General features: G+C 68.4%; 14 protein-coding genes and 3 rRNA genes. 2 read left to right on the forward strand and 15 right to left on the reverse strand.

What is annotated here, in order from left to right:
• Positions 1-38 precede the first annotated feature (38 nt).
• The 4 genes from BLV72_RS12750 to mtnA form a co-directional block, all read right to left on the reverse strand.
• Positions 39-1,916, reverse strand: a complete 1,878-nt coding sequence (locus BLV72_RS12750) for an LpqB family beta-propeller domain-containing protein (RefSeq protein ID WP_208905621.1) — start codon at positions 1,914-1,916, stop codon at positions 39-41.
• Complete coding sequence (gene mtrB, locus BLV72_RS12755) at positions 1,906-3,879, reverse strand: MtrAB system histidine kinase MtrB (RefSeq protein ID WP_093462296.1); 1,974 nt, start codon at positions 3,877-3,879, stop codon at positions 1,906-1,908. Before mtrB ends, BLV72_RS12750 begins: the two co-directional genes overlap by 11 nt.
• A gap of 64 nt (positions 3,880-3,943) precedes the next feature.
• On the reverse strand, positions 3,944-4,621 hold the full coding sequence (mtrA, locus tag BLV72_RS12760) for a two-component system response regulator MtrA (RefSeq protein WP_014061181.1): 678 nt from the start codon (positions 4,619-4,621) through the stop codon (positions 3,944-3,946).
• Entirely contained in the window at positions 4,618-5,775 is a 1,158-nt protein-coding gene (mtnA, locus tag BLV72_RS12765) for an S-methyl-5-thioribose-1-phosphate isomerase (protein WP_093462298.1), read from the reverse strand. The genes mtrA and mtnA overlap by 4 nt, the downstream gene beginning before the upstream one ends.
• Positions 5,776-5,924: 149 nt before the next feature.
• On the opposite strand from mtnA, the gene BLV72_RS12770 reads away from it, so the two are divergent.
• The gene (locus BLV72_RS12770; RefSeq protein WP_093462299.1) at positions 5,925-7,190 is read left to right on the forward strand and encodes a DUF7544 domain-containing protein; all 1,266 of its coding nucleotides are present in this window, start codon (positions 5,925-5,927) and stop codon (positions 7,188-7,190) included.
• A gap of 300 nt (positions 7,191-7,490) precedes the next feature.
• On the opposite strand, the gene rrf is transcribed toward BLV72_RS12770, so the two are convergent.
• From rrf to ahcY, 5 genes are all read right to left on the reverse strand, one after another.
• Positions 7,491-7,607, reverse strand: a 5S ribosomal RNA gene (gene rrf, locus BLV72_RS12775).
• Positions 7,608-7,698: 91 nt separating this feature from the next.
• Positions 7,699-10,818 (reverse strand): 23S ribosomal RNA (locus BLV72_RS12780).
• A gap of 288 nt (positions 10,819-11,106) precedes the next feature.
• Positions 11,107-12,633: ribosomal RNA gene (locus tag BLV72_RS12785) — 16S ribosomal RNA — on the reverse strand.
• Together the 16S, 23S and 5S rRNA genes form the textbook arrangement of a ribosomal RNA operon.
• 650 nt (positions 12,634-13,283) lie before the next feature.
• Positions 13,284-13,901, reverse strand: coding sequence for a hypothetical protein (locus BLV72_RS12795; protein WP_093462302.1), 618 nt, complete (start codon positions 13,899-13,901; stop codon positions 13,284-13,286).
• Between the two features lie 135 nt (positions 13,902-14,036).
• The gene (gene ahcY / locus BLV72_RS12800; RefSeq protein WP_093462304.1) at positions 14,037-15,494 is read right to left on the reverse strand and encodes an adenosylhomocysteinase; all 1,458 of its coding nucleotides are present in this window, start codon (positions 15,492-15,494) and stop codon (positions 14,037-14,039) included.
• A 411-nt stretch (positions 15,495-15,905) separates the two neighbouring features.
• Between ahcY and BLV72_RS12805 the strand changes: the two genes are divergently transcribed.
• On the forward strand, positions 15,906-18,056 hold the full coding sequence (locus BLV72_RS12805) for a fructose-specific PTS transporter subunit EIIC (RefSeq protein ID WP_093462306.1): 2,151 nt from the start codon (positions 15,906-15,908) through the stop codon (positions 18,054-18,056).
• 351 nt (positions 18,057-18,407) lie between these two features.
• On the opposite strand, the gene BLV72_RS12810 is transcribed toward BLV72_RS12805, so the two are convergent.
• From BLV72_RS12810 to BLV72_RS12835, 6 genes are all read right to left on the reverse strand, one after another.
• On the reverse strand, positions 18,408-19,331 hold the full coding sequence (locus BLV72_RS12810; RefSeq protein ID WP_093462307.1) for a cation diffusion facilitator family transporter: 924 nt from the start codon (positions 19,329-19,331) through the stop codon (positions 18,408-18,410).
• A 105-nt stretch (positions 19,332-19,436) separates the two neighbouring features.
• Entirely contained in the window at positions 19,437-20,633 is a 1,197-nt protein-coding gene (gene manA, locus BLV72_RS12815) for a mannose-6-phosphate isomerase, class I (RefSeq protein WP_093462309.1), read from the reverse strand.
• 204 nt (positions 20,634-20,837) lie between these two features.
• On the reverse strand, positions 20,838-22,145 hold the full coding sequence (locus BLV72_RS12820) for an SIS domain-containing protein (protein ID WP_093462310.1): 1,308 nt from the start codon (positions 22,143-22,145) through the stop codon (positions 20,838-20,840).
• 78 nt (positions 22,146-22,223) lie between these two features.
• Complete coding sequence (locus tag BLV72_RS12825) at positions 22,224-22,406, reverse strand: Trm112 family protein (protein ID WP_093462311.1); 183 nt, start codon at positions 22,404-22,406, stop codon at positions 22,224-22,226.
• Between the two features lie 200 nt (positions 22,407-22,606).
• On the reverse strand, positions 22,607-23,965 hold the full coding sequence (locus tag BLV72_RS12830; protein ID WP_093462313.1) for a phosphomannomutase/phosphoglucomutase: 1,359 nt from the start codon (positions 23,963-23,965) through the stop codon (positions 22,607-22,609).
• Between the two features lie 186 nt (positions 23,966-24,151).
• Positions 24,152-25,768, reverse strand: a complete 1,617-nt coding sequence (locus BLV72_RS12835) for an L-lactate permease (protein ID WP_093462314.1) — start codon at positions 25,766-25,768, stop codon at positions 24,152-24,154.
• Between the last annotated feature and the right edge of the window lie 162 nt (positions 25,769-25,930).

A 25,930-nucleotide genomic window follows, 5' to 3' on the forward strand; every position in this document is an offset into this window, starting at 1 on the left:
ACCGGTGTCCTGGCCTAGAAGCCGCCGCTACGCCCCGCCTAGCCGGGGTAGACCGGAGCCGAACCGTCCTGGTCCACGGTCTTCCAGTCGGTGTTCGGCAGCAGCCGCACAATGCCGTTCTCCCTGGTCTCGGCGATCAGCGGCCGGGTCTGGTCCTCCGACGCACCGATCGACTGCACACCGTTCGGCCCCGGCACCTCCGGGATGTTCGCCGGAGAGCCGTCCGTCTCCACGTACTGGAGCTGCTGCACCCCGTCCGACTCCCGGCCCGCGACCACCAGCCGGCTGTCGCCCGCCCAGGAGAAGGTGTCCACGTCCTCCAGCTTCGGCGCGACCGCCTGCAGCGCCCCCACCGACAGCTTCGGGGCCGCCTCGGTGCCCCGCCGCTCGATCCGGCCGAGCCGCAGCGTGGTGTGGCCGGACCGCTTGACCAGCATCGCGATCCTGGAGCCGTCCGCGGAGACCCGCAGCGCCGTGATCCGGCCGTCGTCCAGCTGCGGCAGCTCCACCTCGTCCGCCGGTCCGGTGCCGCCCCGCAGCCGCAGCAGCCTCGGCCGCTGCGGATTGCGGTCGGCCACCCACAGACCGCCCAGCCCGTCCCAGCTCGGCGCCGTCAGACCGTGCTCCACGCTGCCGCCCTGGCTGCGCAGCCGCACCTTGCCGCGCTCGGCGCCTGGGGCCATCTGGGTGACATACAGCGCCTGGCCGTCGGCGGTGACCCCCGCCGCGTCCCGCTCGTCGCGCGAGACCGCCACCGTGCCCAGGCCCGCGTCATCGGAGCCGAACGGCCCCGGAACCGGCTGTGGCTGGTCCTCGTCGTCGGACAGCCGGACCATCCGGTGATCGGAGTCCACGAAGTACTGGTGGCGCGGATGGCCCTCGACCCCGTCCGGGGCGTAGGCACGCGCCCCGTCACTGGAGAGGGCACACAGCTCCGCACCGTTCTGCCGCTCCAGCCGCACCCCGCTGACCTCGGACGATCCCTCGCCCAGATCCTGGACGGTGAACAGCGTCTGCGCCGCCATCCGGGCACACCGCGCCGCGCTGACCTGTGCCGCCCGGTCACTCAGCCGGACCTTCAGCGTGTTCGAGTCGTCCAGCGACAGCCGCTCGTCCCGGCGGCCGAGCGCCGAACCGCGTGGGAAGGAGCTGCTGACCACCGGCTCCAGCCACTCCGTGGGACCGCCCAGCAGCGCCTTGACGGTCGCGGTCACCGGATCGATACGGCGCCGCACATAGACCGGATCGGCCACCAGCACGTTGTCCCCGGCCGTCGACTCCTCCGCGTCCGGCCCCAGATCGGCGAAGTAGTACTTGTTGACCGAACGGTAGATGCGCTGGAAGTCCGACTCGCCGAGGATCAGCCCTCGCGGCGGCCCGTCGATCCGCCACTCCGAACCGCTCAGCGTGAGATGGATGCGCTCCTCGTACGGCTGCTCATCGGGCTTGTAGGCGTGCGTCTCGTCCACGACGGCGATCCGCTTGCCCGACAGCACGACCGTCTTACCGCTGCCGTCCCGGTCCCCCGGGTCCGTCTCCACCCGCACATCCGGAGCCTGCTCCAGCACGGTGGTGGCCGCGAACGGCTGCCACCGCTTGACCGCGCTCTTGGTCAGGTACTCCTTCGCGGTGCCGAAGTTCTCCTCGTCGCTCGTCGTGGCCTCCAGGAAGCCGGAGACCAGCTCCGCGGGCTGCTCGCCCTTGCCCGGGCTCACCCCGTACACCCGGACCTGCGAATCGACGTCGGAGCGCGGTGAGGAGTCCACCCGCCGCACATCGCCGCTGTCGGGCATCGAGGCACAGCCGGACAGCAGCAGGGCACCACAGGCCAGCAGCACGGGCGTGCTCAGGACCCGGCCGTCCGGGCGGCGCCCACGGCGGCGGAAGCGGCGACGGTCGGCACGGTCAGCGCCCACGAGGGCGGCCCTCCCCTTCGTTCGATGTCGTCGGCCGGGCGGCCGGCGCTCTGCCGCCCCGGGACCCGTCGGACGGCGTCTCCGGGGCGCCGCGCACCACCCGCGACCCATTGCCCGGCAGGGCCGTGGGATCGGCCGACGGCGCCGCGGCTTCGGCGGGCAGCGCGGACCGCGGCTGCGCGGGCACCGCCGCCAGCCGCTCCGCCGCGGGCTGCGGGGCCCCGGCGTCATCCGTACGGCGGTTGCGCCGGGAGTCCTCGGGCTCCAGCGGGATCGGCGAGCCGCGCAGCACATCGCCCGCGGTGCGCGGCACCGTCAGCCGGAACTGCGAACCGCCGCCGGGCTCACCCCACGCCTGCAGCCAGCCGCCGTGCAGCCGCGCGTCCTCCACCGCGATCGACAGGCCGAGACCGGTGCCGCCGGTGGTGCGCGCACGGGCCGGATCGGCCCGCCAGAAGCGGTTGAACACCCGAGTCGCCTCGCCGGGCTTGAGCCCGACGCCGTAGTCCCGCACCGCGACGGCCACCGCACCGCCCGCCGTCGCGAGCCGCACGACCACATCGCGGCCCTCACCGTGCTCCACGGCGTTGACCACCAGATTGCGCAGGACCCGCTCGACACGGCGGGTGTCCGCCTCCGCGATCACCGGCGCCTCGGCGCCCCGCACCAGAATCCGGGTGCCCTTGGCCTCGGCGAGCGGCTCGGCCCCGTCCACCACCCGGTGCACCACATCGCGCAGATCGATCGGCTCGGCCTCCAGCGCGGCCGCGCCCGCGTCGAACCGGCTGATCTCCAGCAGATCGCTGAGCAGTGACTCGAAACGGTCGACCTGGCCCCACAGCAGCTCGGCGGAGCGCGCGGTGATCGGGTCGAAGTCCTCACGCGCCTCGTAAATGACGTCCGCCGCCATCCTTACGGTCGTCAGCGGGGTGCGCAGCTCATGGGAGACATCGGAGACGAAGCGGCGCTGCATCCGGGAGAGCTCCTCCAGCTGCTGAATCTTGAGCTGGAGGTTCTGCGCCATCTTGTTGAACGACTCCCCCAGGCGGGCGATGTCGTCCTCCCCGGTGACCTTCATCCGCTCCTGGAGCAGACCGGCCGCCAGCCGCTCGGAGATCCCCGCCGCCATCCTCACGGGCGTCACGACCTGCCGGACCACCACCCAGGCGATGGCCCCGAGCAGCACCACCACGAACACCCCGGCGGTGGCCAGGGTGCCCTTGACCAGGCTCAGCGACTTCTCCTCCTGGCTGAACGGGAAGAGGTAGTAGAGCTGGTAGGCGTCGCCGTTGTTGTCGTCCAGACGCTTGCCGATAATCAGCGCGGGCTCGGAGTCCCCGGAGCCCGCGTGCACGATCTTTCCGTAACGCTCATACGGCGCCGTCCGGCCCTCGTCCACCCGACGGCGCAGATCGGCGGGCACGCTGTCCGGCTGGACATCGCCGGAGGCCCGCGGCCCCCGGCTGGCCACATAGGGCGTCTCACCGGAGTCGGAGCTGAGCGCCACCACCGAATACGCGCCCTTGCCGCCACTGGAGAGCTGCTCCACCAGCGCGTTCAGCCAGGCGCCGGAATCCTCGGGACCGGCCCCCGGCCCGTCCTGGCCACGGGAATCGCTCTTGCGGTCGGCCATCTGCTCGGCCACCTCGAACCCGCCGACGGCCTGGCCCTGCGCCGCATGGCGCTTGGCGTCCAGCAGGCCGTTGCGCACCTGTCCGATGACCACCAGGCCCAGCAACAGCACCACACCGAGCGACATCAGCAGCGTGGTGGCGACCACCCGCAGCTGGATGTTCCGCCGCCACAACCGGGCAGCGGGCAGCAGCGGACGGCGCACCCACCGTCCGAACAACCGGATCACCGGATGGGCCGGCCCTCCGGAGGCCCCGTCGGGCAGCAGATGTCCACCGCTCCACAACCTCCGCAGCAGCGGTATCTCACCCGCCGGGTCGGGCCGCCCCATCCGGGCACCCTCCGGAGCCCCGCCTCCCGGTCCTCCGGGCTGCGGCGCCGTACCACCCGTCATCTCAGCTTGGCCCGGCCTTGTAGCCGACACCGCGCACGGTCACCACGATCTCCGGCCGCTCCGGGTCCTTCTCGACCTTGGACCGCAGCCGCTGCACATGCACATTCACCAGCCGGGTGTCGGCGGCATGCCGATAGCCCCAGACCTGCTCCAGCAGCACCTCACGGGTGAACACCTGCCACGGCTTACGGGCCAGCGCCACCAGAAGATCGAACTCCAGCGGAGTCAGCGCTATCGACTGACCGTCCCGCTTCACCGAATGCCCCGCCACGTCGATCACCAGATCGCCTATGGCCAGCTGCTCCGGCGCCGGCTCCTCGGAACGCCGCAGCCGGGCCCGGATCCGGGCCACCAGCTCCTTCGGCTTGAACGGCTTGACGATGTAGTCATCCGCCCCGGACTCGAGCCCGACCACCACATCGACCGTGTCGCTCTTGGCCGTGAGCATCACGATCGGCACCCCTGACTCGGCCCGGATCAGCCGACAGACCTCAATGCCGTCCCGGCCGGGCAGCATCAGATCGAGCAGCACCAGATCGGGCTTGGTCTCGCGGAAGGCGGCAAGAGCCTTGTCGCCGTCCGACACGAACGACGGTTCAAAGCCTTCGCCGCGCAGCACGATGCCAAGCATCTCTGCCAGTGCGGTGTCGTCGTCGACGACAAGGACGCGTCCCTTCATATCGACATCATCCCATTACCCGATCGTGACCTGGCCCACAGCTCGGCGATACCGTCCGCTGTGACCGGAGAGATCACACCGTCCTCGGTCACGATCGCTGTCACCAACTCCGGTGGTGTGACGTCGAAAGCCGGATTGTGGGCCTGTGTCCCCAGTGGAGCAACCGGCACTCCGGTGCCCGCCTCGTGCCCGGCGGTGGGGGCGTAAGGAATTGTGATGTCTGTCACCTCATGTCCAGGACGCTGCTCAACCTCGATCGAGGCTCCGTCGGGAGTGGCCGGGTCCACCGTGGTGGTCGGGGCGACCACCACAAACGGCACATGGTGGTAGCGGGCCAGCACCGCGAGCGGATAGCTGCCCACCTTGTTGGCCACCGAGCCGTCCGCGGCGATCCGATCCGCCCCGATCAGCACCGCGTCCACCTCACCGGCCGCGAACAGCGAACCCGCCGCGTTGTCGGCGAGCAGCGTGTACGCCATACCGGCCCGCGCCGCCTCGTACGCGGTCAACCGCGCCCCCTGGAGCAGGGGCCGGGTCTCGTCCACCCACAGCCGCCGGAGCTGCCCCGCCCGGTGCACCGCCTTGACCACGGCGAGGGCGGTCCCCTCGCCTCCGGAGACCAGGGCGCCGGTGTTGCAGTGCGTGAGGATCCGATGACCACCGGCCGGCAACAGCTCATCGAGGAGCGCTTGACCATGGGCCGCCATGCGGTCGCTGGCCTCGGCATCCTCCCGGTGCAGGGCCCGGGCCTCGGCGAGGGCGGCCGCGGCGGCCTGACCATCGTCCGCGTCGTCCCGGATCGCCGCGTGATACGCGGCGACGGCCCGGCGAACGCCATAGCCGAGGTTGACGGCCGTGGGACGGGCATGGGCGAGCGATTCGGCGGCCTCGTCCACATCGAAACCCCGGGCCGCGGCGAGCGCGATCCCGTATGCCCCGGCGAGGCCGAGCAGCGGGGCGCCGCGCACGGCGAGGGAGCGGATCGCCTCCACCAGCGCCGGCACATCGGTGCACACCAGATCGACCTCTTCGGCGGGCAGCCGGGTCTGGTCGAGAAGTACCAGTACGGGCCCCTCCGGGGGCTCCTCCCAGCGCAGCGCCAAGGCGGTGGGAGGTATGGGGGCTTCCGGGGACACCGGACGCTGATCAGCCATCCGCCCAGTCTGCCCTGTGCGCCACCGACTATTGAAGTGCCGGACCGCCCCCAGTGACCGGTACGAGGCGCAATACGCCGTGGCACGATGGCTGGCATACGGCCGCCGCGGACGCCGCGGCCGGTCAACGAACGACCTACGGAGCGACGATGAATGACACTCCGGGCTGGGCCCCGCCCGGATCGTCCCCTTCCGACGAACCGGACCACGGCGCTCAGCAGCAGGACGAGCCCGCCGACCAGCCCGCCCCGGAGCAGCCCACCTGGGGCCGCCAGTGGGCCCGGCGCCAGCCGCCGCCCGGCCGCTGGACCGCATCGGGAAGAGGCCCCACGCCACCGCCGGTGCCCGCTCCCACGCCGGCCGGCGGATGGGGCACCAGCCGGCGTCAGCCGCCCGCTCCCCGCCCCGGTGTCATTCCGCTGCGACCGCTGGCCGTCAGCGAGATCCTGGACGGCGCGGTGGCCATCATGCGCGCCCACTGGCGCACGGTCCTCGGCATCTCGCTGATCGTCTCGATCGTCACCCAAGGTCTGATCACGGCCGCCACTGGGCTCTGGTTCAACGACGCCCGCGGCAACGAGAGCAATGTCCTCGACGATCCGGACGCCACCGTCGGCCAGGCGTTGCGCGCCGTCGGCGCCGCGCTCGGGGACAGCGGAGTCACCCTGCTGCTCGGCGTCCTCGGAACGATCGTCACCACCGCCCTGCTGACCGTGGTCACCGCCCGAGCGGTGCTGGGCCGGTCCGTGTCCACCAAGGAGGCATGGAGCGGTGCCCGCCCGCACCTCCTTCAGCTGTTCGGACTGCTCCTTTTGATCCCCACCATCGCCGTGGGCGTCATCGCCGCCGGTATGACGCCGGGTCTGCTGCTGGCCTTCGCGGGCGTGCACAGCGAGGGCGCCGCACTCGCCTCTCTGGGCGGGTTCGCCGCGGCCGGCGTCGCCGCCTGGCTCTGGGTCCGCTTCAGCCTCGCCCCTCCCGCGCTGATGCTGGAGAAGCAGGGCATCATCAAGGCCCTGCGACGCTCCTTCAAGCTGGTGCGCGGTGCGTGGGGGCGCGTCTTCGGCATCCAACTGCTGGCCGTCATCCTGGTCTTCATCGTCGGCGCCATCGTCGAGATCCCCACCAGCCTGATCGCCATGGTCATCGGCGGGGACAACGCCATGGACTGGCTCTCCGGTGAATCCGTCTCCGTCAGCTGGACCTTCCTGGTCGTGGTCGGCGTTGGCGGGGTGCTCAGCTCGACCATCACCTTCCCGCTCAGCGCGGGTGTGACGGCCCTTCTCTACATGGACCAGCGCATCCGGCGCGAGGCGCTCGACCGCGAGCTCGCACGCGCCGCGGGGATGCCGGGCGGCCCCCCGGAAGGCCATGGCAAGGACCAGCCGACCGTCGCCTCCACGCCCGGGAACTGACTGCCTCACAGGCGGGCACGAACGGGGCGTCACCCGACGCCCCTTCACTGCACAGGTCGTCACGCTCACAGGCCCTCACCTCTCCCCCGTCCGCCCGCTCGGCGTAGTGCCCGCGGCCTGCTGACCGGTCGTCAACGGACTCGTCGGACCCCGGCCTCACGGACAACTCTGCGTGCCATCAACCGCGCCACGCCAGGACACTGAGGGCTTTTCACTCGATCCGGTGGAACATCCGATCGAATGGGAACGCAAAAAAGCCTCGGTCCCGAGTACATGTACTCGGGACCGAGGCTAAAGATTGTTCGGCGGTGTCCTACTCTCCCACAGGGTCCCCCCTGCAGTACCATCGGCGCTGAAAGGCTTAGCTTCCGGGTTCGAAATGTAACCGGGCGTTTCCCTAACGCTATGACCACCGAAACACTATGAAACTAGAACCGGAACCACACCCCAAAAGGGGGGCTCAATACGGTTCATTGCTTCAGAACCAACACAGTGGACGCGAGCACCTGAGGACAAGCCCTCGGCCTATTAGTACCAGTCAACTCCACCGGTTACCCGGCTTCCATATCTGGCCTATCAACCCAGTCGTCTACTGGGAGCCTTAACCCATCAAGTGGGTGGGAGTCCTCATCTCGAAGCAGGCTTCCCGCTTAGATGCTTTCAGCGGTTATCCCTCCCGAACGTAGCCAACCAGCCATGCCCTTGGCAGAACAACTGGCACACCAGAGGTTCGTCCGTCCCGGTCCTCTCGTACTAGGGACAGCCCTTCTCAAGACTCCTACGCGCACAGCGGATAGGGACCGAACTGTCTCACGACGTTCTAAACCCAGCTCGCGTACCGCTTTAATGGGCGAACAGCCCAACCCTTGGGACCGACTCCAGCCCCAGGATGCGACGAGCCGACATCGAGGTGCCAAACCATCCCGTCGATATGGACTCTTGGGGAAGATCAGCCTGTTATCCCCGGGGTACCTTTTATCCGTTGAGCGACGGCGCTTCCACAAGCCACCGCCGGATCACTAGTCCCGACTTTCGTCCCTGCTCGACCCGTCGGTCTCACAGTCAAGCTCCCTTGTGCACTTACACTCAACACCTGATTGCCAACCAGGCTGAGGGAACCTTTGGGCGCCTCCGTTACCCTTTAGGAGGCAACCGCCCCAGTTAAACTACCCACCAGACACTGTCCCTGATCCGGATCACGGACCCAGGTTAGACATCCAGCACGACCAGAGTGGTATTTCAACAATGACTCCACACTGACTGGCGTCAATGCTTCACAGTCTCCCACCTATCCTACACAAGCCGAACCGAACACCAATATCAAGCTATAGTAAAGGTCCCGGGGTCTTTCCGTCCTGCTGCGCGAAACGAGCATCTTTACTCGTAGTGCAATTTCACCGGGCCTATGGTTGAGACAGTCGAGAAGTCGTTACGCCATTCGTGCAGGTCGGAACTTACCCGACAAGGAATTTCGCTACCTTAGGATGGTTATAGTTACCACCGCCGTTTACTGGCGCTTAAGTTCTCAGCTTCGCCACACCGAAATGTGACTAACCGGTCCCCTTAACGTTCCAGCACCGGGCAGGCGTCAGTCCGTATACATCGCCTTACGGCTTCGCACGGACCTGTGTTTTTAGTAAACAGTCGCTTCTCGCTGGTCTCTGCGGCCACCACCAGCTCACCAAGAAAATCGGATCACCAGCAATGGCCCCCCTTCTCCCGAAGTTACGGGGGCATTTTGCCGAGTTCCTTAACCATAGTTCACCCGAACGCCTCGGTATTCTCTACCTGACCACCTGAGTCGGTTTAGGGTACGGGCCGCCATGAAACTCGCTAGAGGCTTTTCTCGACAGCATAGGATCATCCACTTCACCACAATCGGCTCGGCATCAGGTCTCACCCCTCATGAGGAACGGATTTACCTACTCCTCGGGCTACACCCTTACCCCGGGACAACCACCGCCCGGGCTGGACTACCTTCCTGCGTCACCCCATCACTCACCTACTACAGGTCTGGTCCGTCGGCTCCACCACTCCCCTTCACCCGAAGGCTCCAGGGCGGCTTCACGGACTTAGCATCGCCTGGTTCGACGTTGGCGCTTCAAAGCGGGTACCGGAATATCAACCGGTTGTCCATCGACTACGCCTGTCGGCCTCGCCTTAGGTCCCGACTTACCCTGGGCAGATCAGCTTGACCCAGGAACCCTTAGTCAATCGGCGCACACGTTTCCCACGTGTGTATCGCTACTCATGCCTGCATTCTCACTCGTGAACCATCCACAACTCGCTTACACGGCTGCTTCACCCGGCACACGACGCTCCCCTACCCATCACAGCGATCGTTGGACCACATGCTGCAATGACACGACTTCGGCGGTACGCTTGAGCCCCGCTACATTGTCGGCGCGGAATCACTTGACCAGTGAGCTATTACGCACTCTTTCAAGGATGGCTGCTTCTAAGCCAACCTCCTGGTTGTCTCTGCGACTCCACATCCTTTCCCACTTAGCGTACGCTTAGGGGCCTTAGTCGATGCTCTGGGCTGTTTCCCTCTCGACCATGGAGCTTATCCCCCACAGTCTCACTGCCGCGCTCTCACTTACCGGCATTCGGAGTTTGGCTAAGGTCAGTAACCCGGTAGGGCCCATCGCCTATCCAGTGCTCTACCTCCGGCAAGAAACACACGACGCTGCACCTAAATGCATTTCGGGGAGAACCAGCTATCACGGAGTTTGATTGGCCTTTCACCCCTAACCACAGGTCATCCCCCAGGTTTTCAACCCTGGTGGGTTCGGTCCTCCACGAAGTCTTACCTCCGCTTCAACCTGCCCATGGCTAGATCACTCCGCTTCGGGTCTTGAGCGCGCTACTAAACCGCCCTATTCGGACTCGCTTTCGCTACGGCTTCCCCACACGGGTTAACCTCGCAACACACCGCAAACTCGCAGGCTCATTCTTCAAAAGGCACGCAGTCACGACCGTGCTCCGAAGAACACGGCGACGCTCCCACGGCTTGTAGGCACACGGTTTCAGGTACTATTTCACTCCGCTCCCGCGGTACTTTTCACCATTCCCTCACGGTACTATCCGCTATCGGTCACCAGGGAATATTTAGGCTTAGCGGGTGGTCCCGCCAGATTCACACGGGATTTCTCGGGCCCCGTGCTACTTGGGAAATACTCAAGCAAGTTGCTGACATTTCAGCTACGGGGGTCTTACCCTCTACGCCGGGCCTTTCGCATGCCCTTCGCCTACATCAACAATTTCTGACTCACCGACCGGCCGGCAGACCGATCAAAAGCACTCCCACAACCCCGTATGCGCAACCCCTGCCGGGTATCACACACATACGGTTTAGCCTCATCCAGTTTCGCTCGCCACTACTCCCGGAATCACGGTTGTTTTCTCTTCCTGCGGGTACTGAGATGTTTCACTTCCCCGCGTTCCCTCCACATACCCTATGTGTTCAGGTATGGGTGACAGCCCATGACGACTGCCGGGTTTCCCCATTCGGACACCCCCGGATCAAAGCTCGGTTGACAGCTCCCCGGGGCCTATCGCGGCCTCCCACGTCCTTCATCGGTTCCTGGTGCCAAGGCATCCACCGTGCGCCCTTATAAACTTGGCCACAGATGCTCGCGTCCACTGTGCAGTTCTCAAACAACGACCCGTACCCCGTCACCCACACTCACCGCATGGTTCACCGGGACCGGCCGAAGGACGAGCGTGATAGCCCGTGCCCTCAGACACCCAACAGCGTGCCCGGCCCGACCCTCAAATCCACCAGTCTCGTTCCACGCCCCAAAAGGGGCAGTACTAGAGACAGCGGACCAGACGGCCGTGCCGAATAGTCAACGTTCCACCCATGAGCAAACCGTGCGAGACATGCGCTCGCAGTCGGCTATGCGCTCCTTAGAAAGGAGGTGATCCAGCCGCACCTTCCGGTACGGCTACCTTGTTACGACTTCGTCCCAATCGCCAGTCCCACCTTCGACGGCTCCCCCCACAAGGGTTGGGCCACCGGCTTCGGGTGTTACCGACTTTCGTGACGTGACGGGCGGTGTGTACAAGGCCCGGGAACGTATTCACCGCAGCAATGCTGATCTGCGATTACTAGCGACTCCGACTTCATGGGGTCGAGTTGCAGACCCCAATCCGAACTGAGACCGGCTTTTTGAGATTCGCTCCACCTCACGGCTTCGCAGCTCATTGTACCGGCCATTGTAGCACGTGTGCAGCCCAAGACATAAGGGGCATGATGACTTGACGTCGTCCCCACCTTCCTCCGAGTTGACCCCGGCAGTCTCCTGTGAGTCCCCATCACCCCGAAAGGCATGCTGGCAACACAGAACAAGGGTTGCGCTCGTTGCGGGACTTAACCCAACATCTCACGACACGAGCTGACGACAGCCATGCACCACCTGTACACCGACCACAAGGGGGCCCCTGTCTCCAGAGGTTTCCGGTGTATGTCAAGCCTTGGTAAGGTTCTTCGCGTTGCGTCGAATTAAGCCACATGCTCCGCCGCTTGTGCGGGCCCCCGTCAATTCCTTTGAGTTTTAGCCTTGCGGCCGTACTCCCCAGGCGGGGAACTTAATGCGTTAGCTGCGGCGCGGACGACGTGGAATGTCGCCCACACCTAGTTCCCAACGTTTACGGCGTGGACTACCAGGGTATCTAATCCTGTTCGCTCCCCACGCTTTCGCTCCTCAGCGTCAGTATCGGCCCAGAGATCCGCCTTCGCCACCGGTGTTCCTCCTGATATCTGCGCATTTCACCGCTACACCAGGAATTCCGATCTCCCCTACCGAACTCTAGCCTGCCCGTATCGAATGCAGACCCGGAGTTAAGCCCCGGGCTTTCACATCCGACGCGACAAGCCGCCTACGAGCTCTTTACGCCCAATAATTCCGGACAACGCTTGCGCCCTACGTATTACCGCGGCTGCTGGCACGTAGTTAGCCGGCGCTTCTTCTGCAGGTACCGTCACTCTCGCTTCTTCCCTGCTGAAAGAGGTTTACAACCCGAAGGCCGTCATCCCTCACGCGGCGTCGCTGCATCAGGCTTTCGCCCATTGTGCAATATTCCCCACTGCTGCCTCCCGTAGGAGTCTGGGCCGTGTCTCAGTCCCAGTGTGGCCGGTCGCCCTCTCAGGCCGGCTACCCGTCGTCGCCTTGGTAGGCCATCACCCCACCAACAAGCTGATAGGCCGCGGGCTCATCCTGCACCGCCGGAGCTTTCCACACACATCCCATGCGGGAGCGTGTCATATCCGGTATTAGACCCCGTTTCCAGGGCTTGTCCCAGAGTGCAGGGCAGATTGCCCACGTGTTACTCACCCGTTCGCCACTAATCCCCGGCCGAAACCGGTTCATCGTTCGACTTGCATGTGTTAAGCACGCCGCCAGCGTTCGTCCTGAGCCAGGATCAAACTCTCCGTGAATGCTTCCGGGATATCCCGGTCACACAGTCACGAGAGCGGAGCAGACCGGAGGAATAATCCAGTCCGCTCACAGCGTCCTCGCTGTGTATTTTTCCAAAGGAACCTCGTCCGAGATGGACGGGGTATCAACATATCTGGCGTTGACTTTTAGCACGCTGTTGAGTTCTCAAGGAACGGACGCTTCCTTCGAAACCGTTTCACCGGTTCCTCCGGGCGCTTCCCTTCGGTGTTTCCAACCTTACCAGATTCTTTTTCGGTCCGTTTCCGGTCCGAATTCTGATTCCGGTGGCCGTTGGAGGGGCCTTTGCCTTTCGGCGTGTTTTCGACTTTAGCAGACACGCATCCGCCGAACCTAATCGGCTTCGGATGATGTCCGCGGGTGTCAAAGGTGCTCCGTTGGATTTCCATCCGTCTGCGGAGCGAGTTCAGATCAAGCGTCTATGAGTGGGCAGACACTGCTCACCACAACCGTTTAAACCTACCTCCCCGGGTGAACCTCGTCAAGGATCCGGGGAAGATTCTTTGTGTGGCGTCACCGGAGGGCCTGGGCTCTCCGTCCGCCGCAACATTCCAACGTACGCATCCGCACTCCCTGCGTCAAGGGAATCCCAGAAGATTCCTAACGCCGCAGGTCAGAGGGGGTGCTGCGGTCAGGCCGCGAAGGACGACGGCGGGCTCTCCAGCTCCTCCAGCTCGATGCCGGGGGCGGCGAGCACCACGTCGCCGGCGATATGGATCGTCCGGACCTCTCCGGTGCCCAGCTCGCTGACCTCGTATTCGTCCACCACGAGTGGGCCCGTGTCCGTGGTGTGTCCGGCTCGGTCGCGAAGTGCCCAGGACTGGTCCAGGGTCAGGGGCGCGAGGACCGGATCGGTGAAGGCCACGAGGCGGAGGCGGACGGCCCCGGCGCCCGGCTCCAGCCGCAGCAGGCGGGAGATGGCGACCAGGAAGGCGGGGGAAGCGCCAGTGAAGGCGTGGGCACCGACATTGCCCTCGGTCGCGTGCTCCCCCGTGGGATCCGTGCGGACCCAGGTGACCCCGTCCAGTGCGGCGCCCTTGACCTGCCAGCTCGCCGCGTGCAGCTCGACCCTGAGCGGCCGGCCCAGTTCGTCGACGGTGAGGTCCACGGACCCGGCGTGATCGCCCGAAGGTGAGGTCCGCTGTGCGACATAGCGCCATCCGCTGGGGCCGGGCGCGCACTGGAAGTGCTCCTCACCCAGCGGGGTGTGGTCATGCGGGTCGTGGAGGGAGTAGCGGCCGCGGGGCATATGAGGTCCTTGACGAGCGTCGGGCCCGCCCGGCCGGACGGCGCGGACGGGCCCTGGGGCCCCCGCCGGGGCGGGGGCCGGATCAGCGGCCGCCGACCGTGTGGTCGGCGGCGCCGGTGCGATCAGCGGATGCGATCAGTAACGGTAGTGCTCGGGCTTGTACGGGCCCTCGACCGGAACGCCGATGTAGGCGGCCTGATCGGGCCGGAGCGTGGTCAGCTTCGCCCCGAGCGCGTCCAGGTGGAGGCGGGCGACCTTCTCGTCCAGGTGCTTGGGGAGCACATAGACATCGGTCGGGTACGACTCCGGCTTGGTGAAGAGCTCGATCTGGGCGATGGTCTGGTTCGCGAACGAGTTGGACATCACGAACGACGGGTGACCGGTCGCGTTGCCGAGGTTCAGCAGACGGCCCTCGGAGAGCACGATGAGCGTCTTGCCGTCGGGGAAGGTCCAGGTGTGGACCTGCGGCTTGACCTCGTCCTTCACAACGCCCGGGAGGGCGGCGAGGCCGGCCATGTCGATCTCGTTGTCGAAGTGGCCGATGTTCCCGACGATCGCCTGGTGCTTCATCTTGGCCATGTCCGCGGCCATGATGATGTCCTTGTTGCCGGTCGTGGTGATGAAGATATCGGCGGTCTCCACCACGTCGTCCAGGGTGGCGACCTGGTAGCCGTCCATCGCGGCCTGCAGCGCGCAGATCGGGTCGATCTCGGTGATGATCACCCGGGCGCCCTGGCCGCGCAGCGACTCGGCGCAGCCCTTGCCCACATCGCCGTAACCGCAGATGACCGCGACCTTGCCGCCGATCAGCACGTCGGTCGCACGGTTGATGCCGTCGACCAGGGAGTGGCGGCAGCCGTACTTGTTGTCGAACTTGGACTTGGTCACCGCGTCGTTGACGTTGATCGCCGGGAAGAGCAGCAAGCCGTCCCGCTGCATCTCGTAGAGGCGGTGGACGCCGGTGGTGGTCTCCTCGGTGACCCCACGGATCTCGGAGGCCAGCTGCGTCCACTTCTGCGGGTTCTCGGCGATGGTGCGGTTCAGCAGCTCGAGGATGACGCGGTGCTCGTCGTTCTCGGCGGTGGCGACGTCAGGGGCGGCGCCGGCCTTCTCGTACTCGACGCCCTTGTGGACGAGGAGGGTGGCGTCGCCACCGTCGTCCAGGATCATGTTGGGTCCGCCGGTGGGGGTGCCGGGCCAGGTCAGGGCCTGCTCCGTGCACCACCAGTACTCCTCCAGGGTCTCGCCCTTCCAGGCGAAGACCGGGATGCCCTGCGGGTTCTCCACAGTGCCGTTCGGACCGACGGCGATCGCGGCCGCGGCGTGGTCCTGGGTGGAGAAGATGTTGCAGGAGGCCCACCGGACCTCGGCGCCGAGGGCGACCAGGGTCTCGATCAGCACGGCGGTCTGCACGGTCATGTGCAGGGAGCCGGTGACACGGGCGCCGGCCAGGGGCTGCTGCTCGGCGTACTCCTTACGGATCGCCATCAGGCCGGGCATCTCATGCTCGGCGAGGGTGATCTCCTTACGGCCGAAGGCAGCCAAGGAGAGGTCTGCGACCTTGAAGTCCTGACCGGAGACGGCTGTCGTCATGAGTGCTGCTCCTCCTCGATCGTGTGCGAGCGAGAGTGGTTTCGGCTGGGCATGTGAGGCGCTGGGCAGGGCCCCGCACAGCGGGCACACCTGTCCCCTTCTACCTCACAGTGCGCAGTCCGTCGGAGGCCCTCTCTCCCTCGGCCGACCCGGTGTACGGGCCGCCCGACCGCCATCAGCAGCGACGTCTGGCTCGGTCACGAATCTACACCGATCGGCGCAGCGAACCCCAGCCCCCATGGGCCATCTTCGGCCGTAAGGCCATGACCTGCGCCGACGGCCACGCCGCTCGGGGAGCCCCGGTGGCTCGCCCGTCGCTTTGATCCTGGCCGGATGTATTGCACGATGCCGCGAGCGCGGGGACGCTGGCAGCCTTCCGCGCCCGCTCAATGCGTTGTTAAGGAGAACCACGTGACCAGTCCAGCCGATCCCCCCAACGGTGCGGGGGCCAGCGGACCGGGGCTCAAGCTGCTCGCGGTGACCGCCTGTCCCACGGGTATCGCCCACACCTATATGGCCGCTGAGAAGCTGGCTCAGGCGGCGGAGTCGCTCGGCCACAGCATGAAGGTGGAGACCCAGGGCTCGATCGGGGCCGAGAACGTTCTGTCTGACAACGATGTCAGTCAGGCCGACGGCATCATCATCGCCGCCGACAAGGACGTCGACCGCAGCCGTTTCATCGGTAAGAGAGTGCTCGTCGTCGGGGTCGCCGACGGCATCCACCGCCCGGAGCGGCTGATCGAGCAGGTGCGTAGCGCGCCGGTGTACCAGGGCGACGGCCATGAGGCCCAGCGCGGCGCCGCCTCGGCGGCTTCCGGCGGCGGTAAGGGGCGCAGCGTCACCTATAAGGCGCTCATGAACGGCGTCTCGTACATGATCCCGTTCGTCGTGGTCGGCGGGCTGCTGATCGCGGTCTCGCTCGCCCTGGGCGGTGATACGACGTCCAAGGGCATCGTCATACCCGACGACTCCTTCTGGAAGACGGTCAACGACATCGGGAGCATCGGCTTCGAGCTGATGATCCCGGCCCTGTCCGGCTATATCGCCTACGCCATCGCGGACCGGCCCGCGCTGGTGCCGGGCATGGTGGGCGGCTGGATCGCGGCCCACGGCGAGCTGTACGACAGCGAGGCGGGCGCCGGCTTCATCGGGGCGATCGTCACCGGCTTCCTGGCCGGCTATCTGGTGCTGTGGATCAAGCGGGTCAAGGTTCCGAAGTTCGTCCAGCCGATCATGCCGATCATCGTGATCCCGATCGTGGCGACCTCGGCGCTCGGCCTCTTCTTCATCTATGTCCTCGGCGAACCGATCTCCTGGGTCTTCGAGCGCCTGACCGACTGGCTCGGCGGGCTGACCGGCACCAGCGCGGCGCTGCTCGGCATCATCCTCGGGCTGATGATCGCGTTCGACATGGGTGGTCCGGTCAACAAGACCGCGTTCCTCTTCGGCGCCGGGCTGGTGTCCAAGAACCCCGAGGTCATGGGGGCGTGTGCGGCGGCCATTCCGGTTCCGCCGCTGGGCCAGGGGCTGGCCACGCTGCTGCGCCGCCGGATGTTCGACGACCAGGAGCGGGAAACCGGGCTCGCGGCGCTCTTCATGGGGTTCTTCGGCATCACCGAGGGCGCGATTCCGTTCGCCGCGGCGCGTCCGGCGCGGGTCATCCCGGCGAACATGCTGGGCGGCGCGGTCGCCGGGGCGATAGCCGGGGTGGCATCGGTCGAGGACAACGTGCCGCACGGCGGGCCGATCGTCGCGGTGCTCGGCGCGGTCGGCGGGGTGCCGATGTTCTTCGTCGCGGTTGTCGTCGGTACGGCGGTCACGGCGCTGGTCACGATTGCGCTGATGTCTGTGGGTGGCGGCGGGCGGGGTGCAGACGCGGCGGGGGCCGCGGAAGCCGTCTCCTTGGTTCCGTCGCCGGCGGGCGCGCCGGTGCTGGCCGGGGTGGGCAGCGGGGGCGGTACGGGAGTGGCGAGCGGTGCCGTGGCTGCCTCTGACGCGACTGCGCCTAAGGCCGTGTCCGTCTCGGCCGCTGAGCCGCGGGACGGCGGTAAGGCCGATGCCGAGGCCGCTCCCGAGGCAGTCGATGCCGCTCCCGAGGCCGGGGGCCAGGTGCTGTCCGGCTATCTCACCGAGCAGACCGTGAAGGAGCGCCTGGCGGCGGACGGTAAGGACGCCGCGATCCGCGAGATGGCCGAACTGCTGGCCGCGACCGGCAAGGTGGCGGATACGGCGGAGCTGGTCCGGGCCGCGTTCGCCCGGGAGGACCAGGGCACCACCGGCCTCGGCGAGGAGATCGCGATTCCGCATGCCAAGACGGACGCGGTGACCGCTCCGGTCGTCGGCTTCGCGCGCTCCCCCGAGGGCATCGAGTGGGGCGCGCCGGACGGCACGAAGGCCCGGCTGGTGTTCATGATCGCGGTGCCCGAGGCGGCCGCGGGCGATGAGCATCTGCGGATCCTGGCGCTGCTGTCGCGCAAGTTGATGGGCGCCGAGTTCCGGGAGCGGTTGCTGGGGGCGGCGGATGTGGGGGCGATTCTGCGGGTGCTCGGGGAGATCGAGTAGGCGCCCCTTTGGGGCAGGCGCGCCCCGGTCGCGTGTGCGGTGTATGCCGTCGGCGGCCGGGGCGCGCTTTTGGGTGTGGCCCGGTTGTCCGTACGGGGCGCCTCGTCTGCGGCCAAGGTGTGCTTCCGGGTGCGGCCCCGTTGCTTGTGCGGCGCCCCTGTCGGCAGTCAGGGTGCGTTGCCGGGTGCGGACCGGTGGCCGGTTTGTGCCACCCGTTCCGCCAGGGGGCACCTCCCAGCGGTGACTGGGGGAGGAACGAATGCCCACAAACCGGTGGTTCGGGGCCGGCCCCTCGTGCCCGTGGTTGTCAGGTTCGAAGGGCCGGCGGCGGGGCGGCTGCGCCGTATGAGCTCAGGTGGTCGGGGATGTCCGGAAGATGTCCGGTTCCAGGTAGATGACGCGGGCGATGGGCACCGCCTCGCGGATGCGTGCCTCCGCGGCGTCGATCGCGCGGGCGACCTCCGCCGCCGTGTCGTCGTGCTGCACCGCGATCTTGGCGGCCACCAGTAGCTCCTCGGGGCCGAGGTGGAGCGTGCGCATGTGGATCACCCTGGTGACGGTCTCGCCGTCCACCACCGCTTCGCGGATCTTGGCGACCTCGTTGACGTCGGCCGCCTCACCCAGCAGCAGCGACTTGGTCTCGGCCGCGAGCACCAGCGCGATCAGCACCAGCAGGACGCCGATGCAGAGGGTGCCGATGCCGTCCCAGACGCCGTCGCCGGTCAGCAGCGCGATCCCGACGCCGCCGAGCGCGAGGACCAGGCCGACGAGGGCGCCGAAGTCCTCCAGGAGGACGACGGGCAGCTCGGGGGCCTTGGCCCGGCGCACGAACTGCGCCCAGCTCAGCTTGCCCCGGATCTCGTTGGACTCGTTGATGGCCGTACGGAAGGAGAAGCCCTCGGCGATGATCGCGAAGACGAGCACCCCGACCGGCCAGTACCAGTGCTCCACCTCATGGGGGTGCTTGATCTTCTCGTAGCCCTCGTACAGCGCGAAGACACCGCCGATGGTGAACAGCACGATGGAGACGAGGAAGCCGTAGATATAGCGCTCGCGGCCGTAGCCGAAGGGGTGCTCCGGGGTGGCCTCGCGCTTGGCCTTCTTCCCGCCGAGGAGCAGCAGCCCCTGGTTGCCCGAGTCGGCGAGCGAGTGCACGCCTTCGGCGAGCATCGACGACGAGCCGCTGAAGGCGAACGCCACGAACTTGGCTGCGGCGATAGCCAGGTTCGCGCCCAGCGCGGCAACAATCGCCTTGGTTCCGCCTGATGCACTCATATGTGCCGAATGTCCCTTCCGCTTCGTTACAGCTCATGGCGGCTTTGCCAGCGCTTTACCGCCTCACGGCGGGCCATTGTTCCAGCCCCTCGAACGGGCCGAACGTCAGGCGGTCACTGTGGCCCTGAACACAGTGCCATCGCCGCCCAATACGACCTCCTCGCCGGCCGGTACGAAGGCCGACTCCCCACGCTTCAGCGGGAGTTCGCCCTGCGCACCGCGCAGGGCGACCTCGCCCGAGGCGCACAGCAGGATCTGCGGGCCGATCCCCGGCAGCGGGCGCGCGGCGGCGCCGTCGGCCAGGACATGGCGGGAGAGCCGGAACTCGCCGATCGGGGTGGTGTAGAGCTCCTCACCGGAGGGGTCCGCCTCGGGCCGCAGCACGGCGGGGGCGGCGCTTTCGAAGCGGACGATGCGCAGCAGCTCGGGGACGTCCACATGCTTGGGCGTCAGCCCGCAGCGCAGCACATTGTCGGAGTTGGCCATGATCTCGACGCCCAGGCCGTCGAGATAGGCGTGCGGTACGCCGGCGCCGAGGTAGAGCGCCTCGCCGGGCTGGAGGGTCACGAAGTTGAGCAGTATCGCGGCGATAACCCCGGGGTCGCCCGGGTAGTGCTGCGCGATGGAGGCGTACGCCGCGTACGCCGGGGCGTGCGGCCCGTCCAGCGCGCCGAGCCGCTCGGCGGCGGCCGCTGCCTGCCTTACGGTCTCCGTCATCGCCTCCGGGTCGGCCGTCAGCACGGCGGTCAGCACCTCGCGCAGGGCGTGCGACTCCGGGTGGGCGTGCAGGATGTCGACGTACGGCTTGAGCGAGTCGACCTCCAGGACGGCGAGCAGTTCGGCCGCCTCGTTCGGGTCGCGGAAGCCGCACAGCCCGTTGAACGGCGTGAGCGCGCATATCAACTCGGGCTTGTGGTTGGCGTCCTTGTAGTTGCGATGCGGGGCATCGGCCGGAACGCCGCGCTCCTCCTCGTCCGCGTAGCCCTCCTTGGCCTGCTCGAGGTCGGGGTGGACCTGGAGCGACAGCGGCGAGGCGGCGGCCAGCACCTTCAGCAGGAACGGCAACTGCGGCCCGAAGAGGCTTACGGCGTCCGCGCCGAGCTCGCCCTCGGGGTCCGCGGCGATCACCTCGGAGAGCGCGACGGGGCCCGTGCCCCGGTCGACCCGGGACGGCGCCCCGGGGTGTGCTCCCATCCACATCTCGGCCTGCGGCTCCCCGGTCGGCCGGACGCCCAGCAGCTCGGGGATGGCGGTGGTGGAGCCCCAGGCGTAGGGGCGCACGGTGTTGACGAGGCGGTCCATGCGGTGCGGTTCCTGACTGTGCAGTGAGGGACGTGGGGCGGGTGGTGCGTGGTCTTACGGCGTTGCGTGGTCTTACGGCGTCACGTTCCGGAGGTCTGTTCCAGAGGTCTGCGGCGTCACGTTGTCGAGGTCTGCGGCGTGCACGTTGCCGAGGTCTACGGCGTGCACGTTGCCGTGGTCCACGACGTCAGTGCTCCGACGGCGTCAAGTTCTATCGGCCGAAGCGAGCGCCAGGTAAACGGCGGCGAAATCCGTGATGGCGAGAAGTTCCGCGGCGCGCTCCAGCGGGGTGCCCTCGGCCGGTTCCAGCTCGCTGAAGGCGGTGTCATGCGCCAGTGCGAGCTCCCGGGCGGTCGGCACCGCCGAGACCGGGCCCACCGGCTCCTCGTGGAGCAGCACGATCCGGGCGCGAAGCGCCTCGGCCTCCTCCACCCGGTCGCGGAAGAAGTCGTCCGGGTCGGCCCCGCCCGCGAACGCCCCGGTCAGCATCGCGCCATGCGCGGCGAGCGCCCCCGGGAGCTCGGCGACGAGCGCGGGCCGCCCGGCGAGCGACGCGAGCAGCCGCGCGAAGCGCCGTCCCGTCGCGGCGGCGACCGGGCCCTCGGTCCACAGCAGCGGAAGCGCCCCGGCGAGCTCGGCCGCGAGCGTCTTGGCGGGGTTGGTGTAGGTGGCGATGGCCGGACCGCAGCGCTCGGCGACCTGGTCGAGCCGGTCGGCCACCTGCAGCAGCGCGGCGGACGACGCGGACACCAGGCCGATCCGGTCGACCAGCAGGAGCAGCGGGGTGAGCAGGGCCCACAGCGTGCCGGGCAGCGCGGGGCCGGCCATCTCGTCGGGGGCGGTGCCGGGCGGCTCGACGGGGTGCGGGACGGACGGCGTCCCGTACGAGCCGGGGGCATCCCCCAGGGCGCCCTCGGCGCGGGCGGCGTCGTCGTCCTCGGCCGCGCCGGGCGCATGCGGGTCCCTGCGGTACGGATCGGTGCTGTACCCGCCCGTGGCGTACGGGGCCGAGGCGTACGGCGCCCTGGCCAGCGGCACCATCAGGCCGCGCGCCTGCGCGACCGCGTCGGCCAGCGGGGACTGTGCCGGGGCGACCGCGACGATCGCGCAGCCGCGGCGGTACGCCTGCTCGACCAGGCGCGGAAGGCCCGGTTCCGTACCGTCCGGCGTCGCGACGACCAGCAGGTCGAGCGGGCCCGCCCAGCCGGGCAGCGTCCAGCGCAGCGCGCCCGGCGCGGGGGCCACGCCGGTGGGCCCGATCAGGCTGACCGGGCAGTTGCCCCCGCTGAGCGCGCCGAGGAGATCGGCGGTGCAGGTTCCGGCCGCACCCGGGCCCGCGACCATGACGGCGCGCGGCCGCCCGTCCGGCTTGAGGTCGCCGATCCCCGCCTCGGTGGCGTGCCGGGCGGCGGTGCGGATGCGGGCGCCGGATTCGGCGGCTCCGCGCAGCAGCCCGCGGCTATCGGCGCGGGCCAGGGCCTCTGGGGCGTCGAGGAGGGATTCGTCGAGCATCGTGCTTCGGCCTCCGATCGCCGTGGCGGGCGGTACGCGCGGGACCGCGCGGGGCTGGGGCTCCGGCGGACCGCCGGGTCAGGCCGGGCGGCGGGCCTCGTCGACGAGCAGCACGGGGATGCCGTCCCGGACGGGGTACGCGAGACCGCACCCCGCGCCCGTGCACACCAGCTCGGGGGTCTTTGGGGACTGCTCCTCGCGCAGCGGGGCGTGGCACGCCGGGCAGGCGAGGATCTCCAGAAGACCGGCTTCGAGCGGCATGGGGCGTCCCTTCGGGTATGGGTCCAGCCGGACATCGGCCCGGCGTGGTCAGCGTACCGCCGGGCAGGGGCGGGGCGCGGCCGGTGGGCGGCGGAGCCCGGGGGCTCGCCCCGGGCTCCGGCGACGCCGTGCGCCCCCGCGTGCGGACCGCCGTAAGGACGCGGACGTCCGCGGGGTCCGCGCGCGGGGCGCCGTAAGGCTTACGCGCGGACGATGGAGAGGACCTCGTCGCGGACCCCGGCCACCCGCTCCGCGTCCCGCGCCTCCACGTTCAGCCGCAGCAGCGGCTCGGTGTTGGAGGGGCGGAGGTTGAACCACCAGTCGGCGGCGGTGACCGTAAGGCCGTCGAGTTCATCGAGCTCGACGTCCTCGCGGCCCTCGTACGCCGCCTTGACCGCCTCCATGCGCCCGGTCTGGTCGTCGACAGTGCTGTTGATCTCCCCGGAGGCCGCGTACCGGTCGTACTGCGCGACCAGCTCCGACAGCGGGCCCTCCTGGCCGCCGAGCGCGGCCAGGACGTGCAGGGCGGCCAGCATGCCGGTGTCGGCGTTCCAGAAGTCGCGGAAGTAGTAGTGCGCGGAGTGCTCACCGCCGAAGATCGCGCCGGTGCGGGCCATCTCGGCCTTGATGAAGGAGTGGCCCACGCGGGTGCGGACGGGGGCGCCGCCGTTCTCCTTGACGACCTCCGGGACCGACCACGAGGTGATGCAGTTGTGGATGACCGTCCCGCCCGGGTGCTTGCCCAGCTCGCGGGCGGCGACCAGGGCGGTGATGGCGGAGGGCGACACCGGCTCGCCGCTCCCGTCCACGACGAAGCAGCGGTCGGCGTCGCCGTCGAAGGCGAGCCCGAGGTCGGCGCCGGTCTCCAGGACCCGGGCCTGCAGATCGACGATGTTCTTGGCGTCGAGCGGGTTGGCCTCGTGGTTGGGGAAGGTGCCGTCCAGCTCGAAGTAGAGGGCGTCGAGCTCGAGCGGGAGCCCCTCGAAGACGGTCGGGACGGTGTGGCCGCCCATGCCGTTGCCCGCGTCCACGACGACCTTCAGCGGCCGGATGGCGGTCAGGTCCACCAGCGAGCGCAGATGGGCGGCGTAGTCGGCCAGGACGTCCCGCTGGGTGATGGTGCCGGCCTCGGCGGCGGGCTCGGGCGCGCCGCTGTCGGCCCATTCCTCGACCAGGGCGCGGATGTCGGCGAGCCCGCTGTCCTGGCCGATGGGGGCGGCGCCCGCGCGGCACATCTTGATGCCGTTGTACTGCGCGGGGTTGTGGCTGGCGGTGAACATCGCGCCGGGCAGGTCGAGATGTCCGCTCGCGAAGTAGAGCTGATCGGTCGAGCACAGCCCGATCTCGGTCACATCCACCCCGAGCGAGGCGGCACCGCGCGCGAAGGCCCGCGCCAGACCGGGCGAGGAGGGGCGCATGTCATGGCCGACGACGATCGCGTCCGCGCCGGTCACCCGGGCGAAGGCGGCGCCGAAGAGTTCCGAGAGCGACTCGTCCCACTGGTCCGGGACCACACCGCGCACGTCGTACGCCTTCACGATCTGCGACAAGTCGGGCACAGCCAACCCCTTCTGGAGGTCCTGGTGAAGATGTCTCTGCGGACGTCTCTGGGGACGTCCCTGCGGACCTCAAAACCTACCCGCAGGACCTGGGCCGGAACTGTGAGCCCCGTCGCGCGGCGTGCTGCCGGGCGCCCCGGGCCGGGTCACGGCGGCGTGGCGTGCTGCCGGGCGTCCCCGGCCGGGTCACGGCAGCATCCAGCTCAGCAGGAACGACGACTGCGCGACGACGATGAGGCACATCACCAGTAGCAGCGCGAGGCTCCACGGCAGGACCTTACGGAGCAGATCCCCCTCCCGCCCCTTCAGCCCGACCGCCGCACAGGCGATGGTGAGGTTCTGCGGGGAGATCATCTTGCCGAGCACCCCGCCCGAGCTGTTGGCGGCGGCGAGCAGATCCGGGGAGAGCCCGGACTCATGGGCTGCGGTCACCTGGAGGGCGCCGAAGAGGGCGTTCGCGGAGGTGTCCGAGCCGGAGACGGCGACGCCGAACCAGCCGAGCACCGGGGAGAGGAAGGCCAGCCCGGCCCCGGCGGCCGCGACGAAGTGCCCGATGCTGGCGGCCTGCCCGGAAAGATTCATGACATAGGCGAGCGCGAGCACCGAGGTGACCGTAAGGATCGCATGACGCAGTTCGTGCACCGTGGCCGTCCACTCCCGCACGGCGTCGCGGGCGGTCACCCCCAGCACGGCGACGGTGGCCACCCCGGCCACCAGCACCAGGGTGCCGCCGGTGGCGATCAGGGGCAGCGAGAAGACATTGGCGCCGACCGGCTTTCCGTCGGGTGCGGCGACGTCCAGGAAGGGCCAGTCGAAGGTGCGGGTGGCCTTGGCCAGGAGGTCCTTGACCGGGCCGATCTGGGCGATGGAGAAGATCGCCACGATGAGCGCGTACGGGGCGTAGGCACGCAGCACCTCGGGGCGCGCGTCCTCGCGGTCCAGGTCGTCGCTGCGTACGCCGGTGAGCACGGCGGCGCGCACCGGCTCCTCTGCGGGGCGCCGGGCGGCGGGCATGGCCACCAGCACGGCCGCGCCGACCAGCGCCGCCGCGATGTCGGCGAGCTGGACGGAGAGGTAGTTGGAGACGGTGAACTGGGCGACGGCGAAGGCGAACCCGCAGGCCAGCGCGGGCGCCCAGGTCTCACGCAGCCCGCGCCGGCCGTCCACGAGCGCGACCAGCAGCAGCGGGACGACAAGGGCGAGCAGCGGGGTCTGCCGGCCCACGACGGAGGCGACGGAGTCCAGCGGCAGCCCGGTGACCTGAGCCAGCGTCACCACGGGGGTGGCCATGGCGCCGAAGGCGACCGGTGCGGTGTTGGCGACGAGCGCGACAACGGCGGCGCGCACCGGGTCGAAGCCGAGCGCCACGAGCATGACGGAGCAGATCGCCACGGGTGCGCCGAACCCGGCGAGCGCCTCCAGGAGCGCACCGAAGCAGAAGGCGATGACGAGGGCCTGGACGCGGGGATCGTCCGAGAGCCGGCCGAAGGAGCGGCGCAGCACATCGAAGTGGTCGGTGCGGACGGTCATCCGGTACACCCACAGGGCGTTGACGACGATCCACATGATGGGGAAGAGACCGAAGAGCGCTCCCTGGACGGCGCTGGAGAGGGCCTGGCCGACGGGCATCCCGTACGGGAGGCAGGCGACGAGCGCGGCGACGACGAGCCCGATGGGGCCCGCGTAGTGGGCGCGCATCCGCACCCCGCCGAGCAGGACGAGGACGGTGACGAGGGGCAGGGCGGCGACGAGGGCGGACAGGGAGAGTGAATCGGCGACGGGGTCCAACTGCTGCACGAACACACGGGCCTCCCGGCATGGGCCATCCCTGGAAGGTCACATCCGTAATGCGGAAACGGAGGACCCTGGGGTGCACGCATGGTCGTGTCCGCGCCAAGTCACAGTCAATGCTCCGTCAGCAAGTGATCCGAACAAGGGGCCGGAGAGGACCGCGAGACGCTCGCG

The organism is Streptomyces melanosporofaciens, from assembly GCF_900105695.1.
Lineage (GTDB): Bacteria > Actinomycetota > Actinomycetes > Streptomycetales > Streptomycetaceae > Streptomyces > Streptomyces antimycoticus.

Bases quoted from the DNA above. Each gene is read 5' to 3' on its own strand.
- BLV72_RS12770 (WP_093462299.1), top strand. From the start codon at position 5,925: ATGAATGACACTCCGGGCTGGGCCCCGCCCGGATCGTCCCCTTCCGAC.
- BLV72_RS12810 (WP_093462307.1), bottom strand. From the start codon at position 19,331: ATGAGTGCATCAGGCGGAACCAAGGCGATTGTTGCCGCGCTGGGCGCG.
- ahcY (WP_093462304.1), bottom strand. From the start codon at position 15,494: ATGACGACAGCCGTCTCCGGTCAGGACTTCAAGGTCGCAGACCTCTCC.
- mtrA (WP_014061181.1), bottom strand. From the start codon at position 4,621: ATGAAGGGACGCGTCCTTGTCGTCGACGACGACACCGCACTGGCAGAG.
- manA (WP_093462309.1), bottom strand. From the start codon at position 20,633: ATGGACCGCCTCGTCAACACCGTGCGCCCCTACGCCTGGGGCTCCACC.
- BLV72_RS12820 (WP_093462310.1), bottom strand. From the start codon at position 22,145: ATGCTCGACGAATCCCTCCTCGACGCCCCAGAGGCCCTGGCCCGCGCC.
- mtrB (WP_093462296.1), bottom strand. From the start codon at position 3,879: ATGGGGCGGCCCGACCCGGCGGGTGAGATACCGCTGCTGCGGAGGTTG.
- BLV72_RS12825 (WP_093462311.1), bottom strand. From the start codon at position 22,406: ATGCCGCTCGAAGCCGGTCTTCTGGAGATCCTCGCCTGCCCGGCGTGC.
- BLV72_RS12795 (WP_093462302.1), bottom strand. From the start codon at position 13,901: ATGCCCCGCGGCCGCTACTCCCTCCACGACCCGCATGACCACACCCCG.
- mtnA (WP_093462298.1), bottom strand. From the start codon at position 5,775: ATGGCTGATCAGCGTCCGGTGTCCCCGGAAGCCCCCATACCTCCCACC.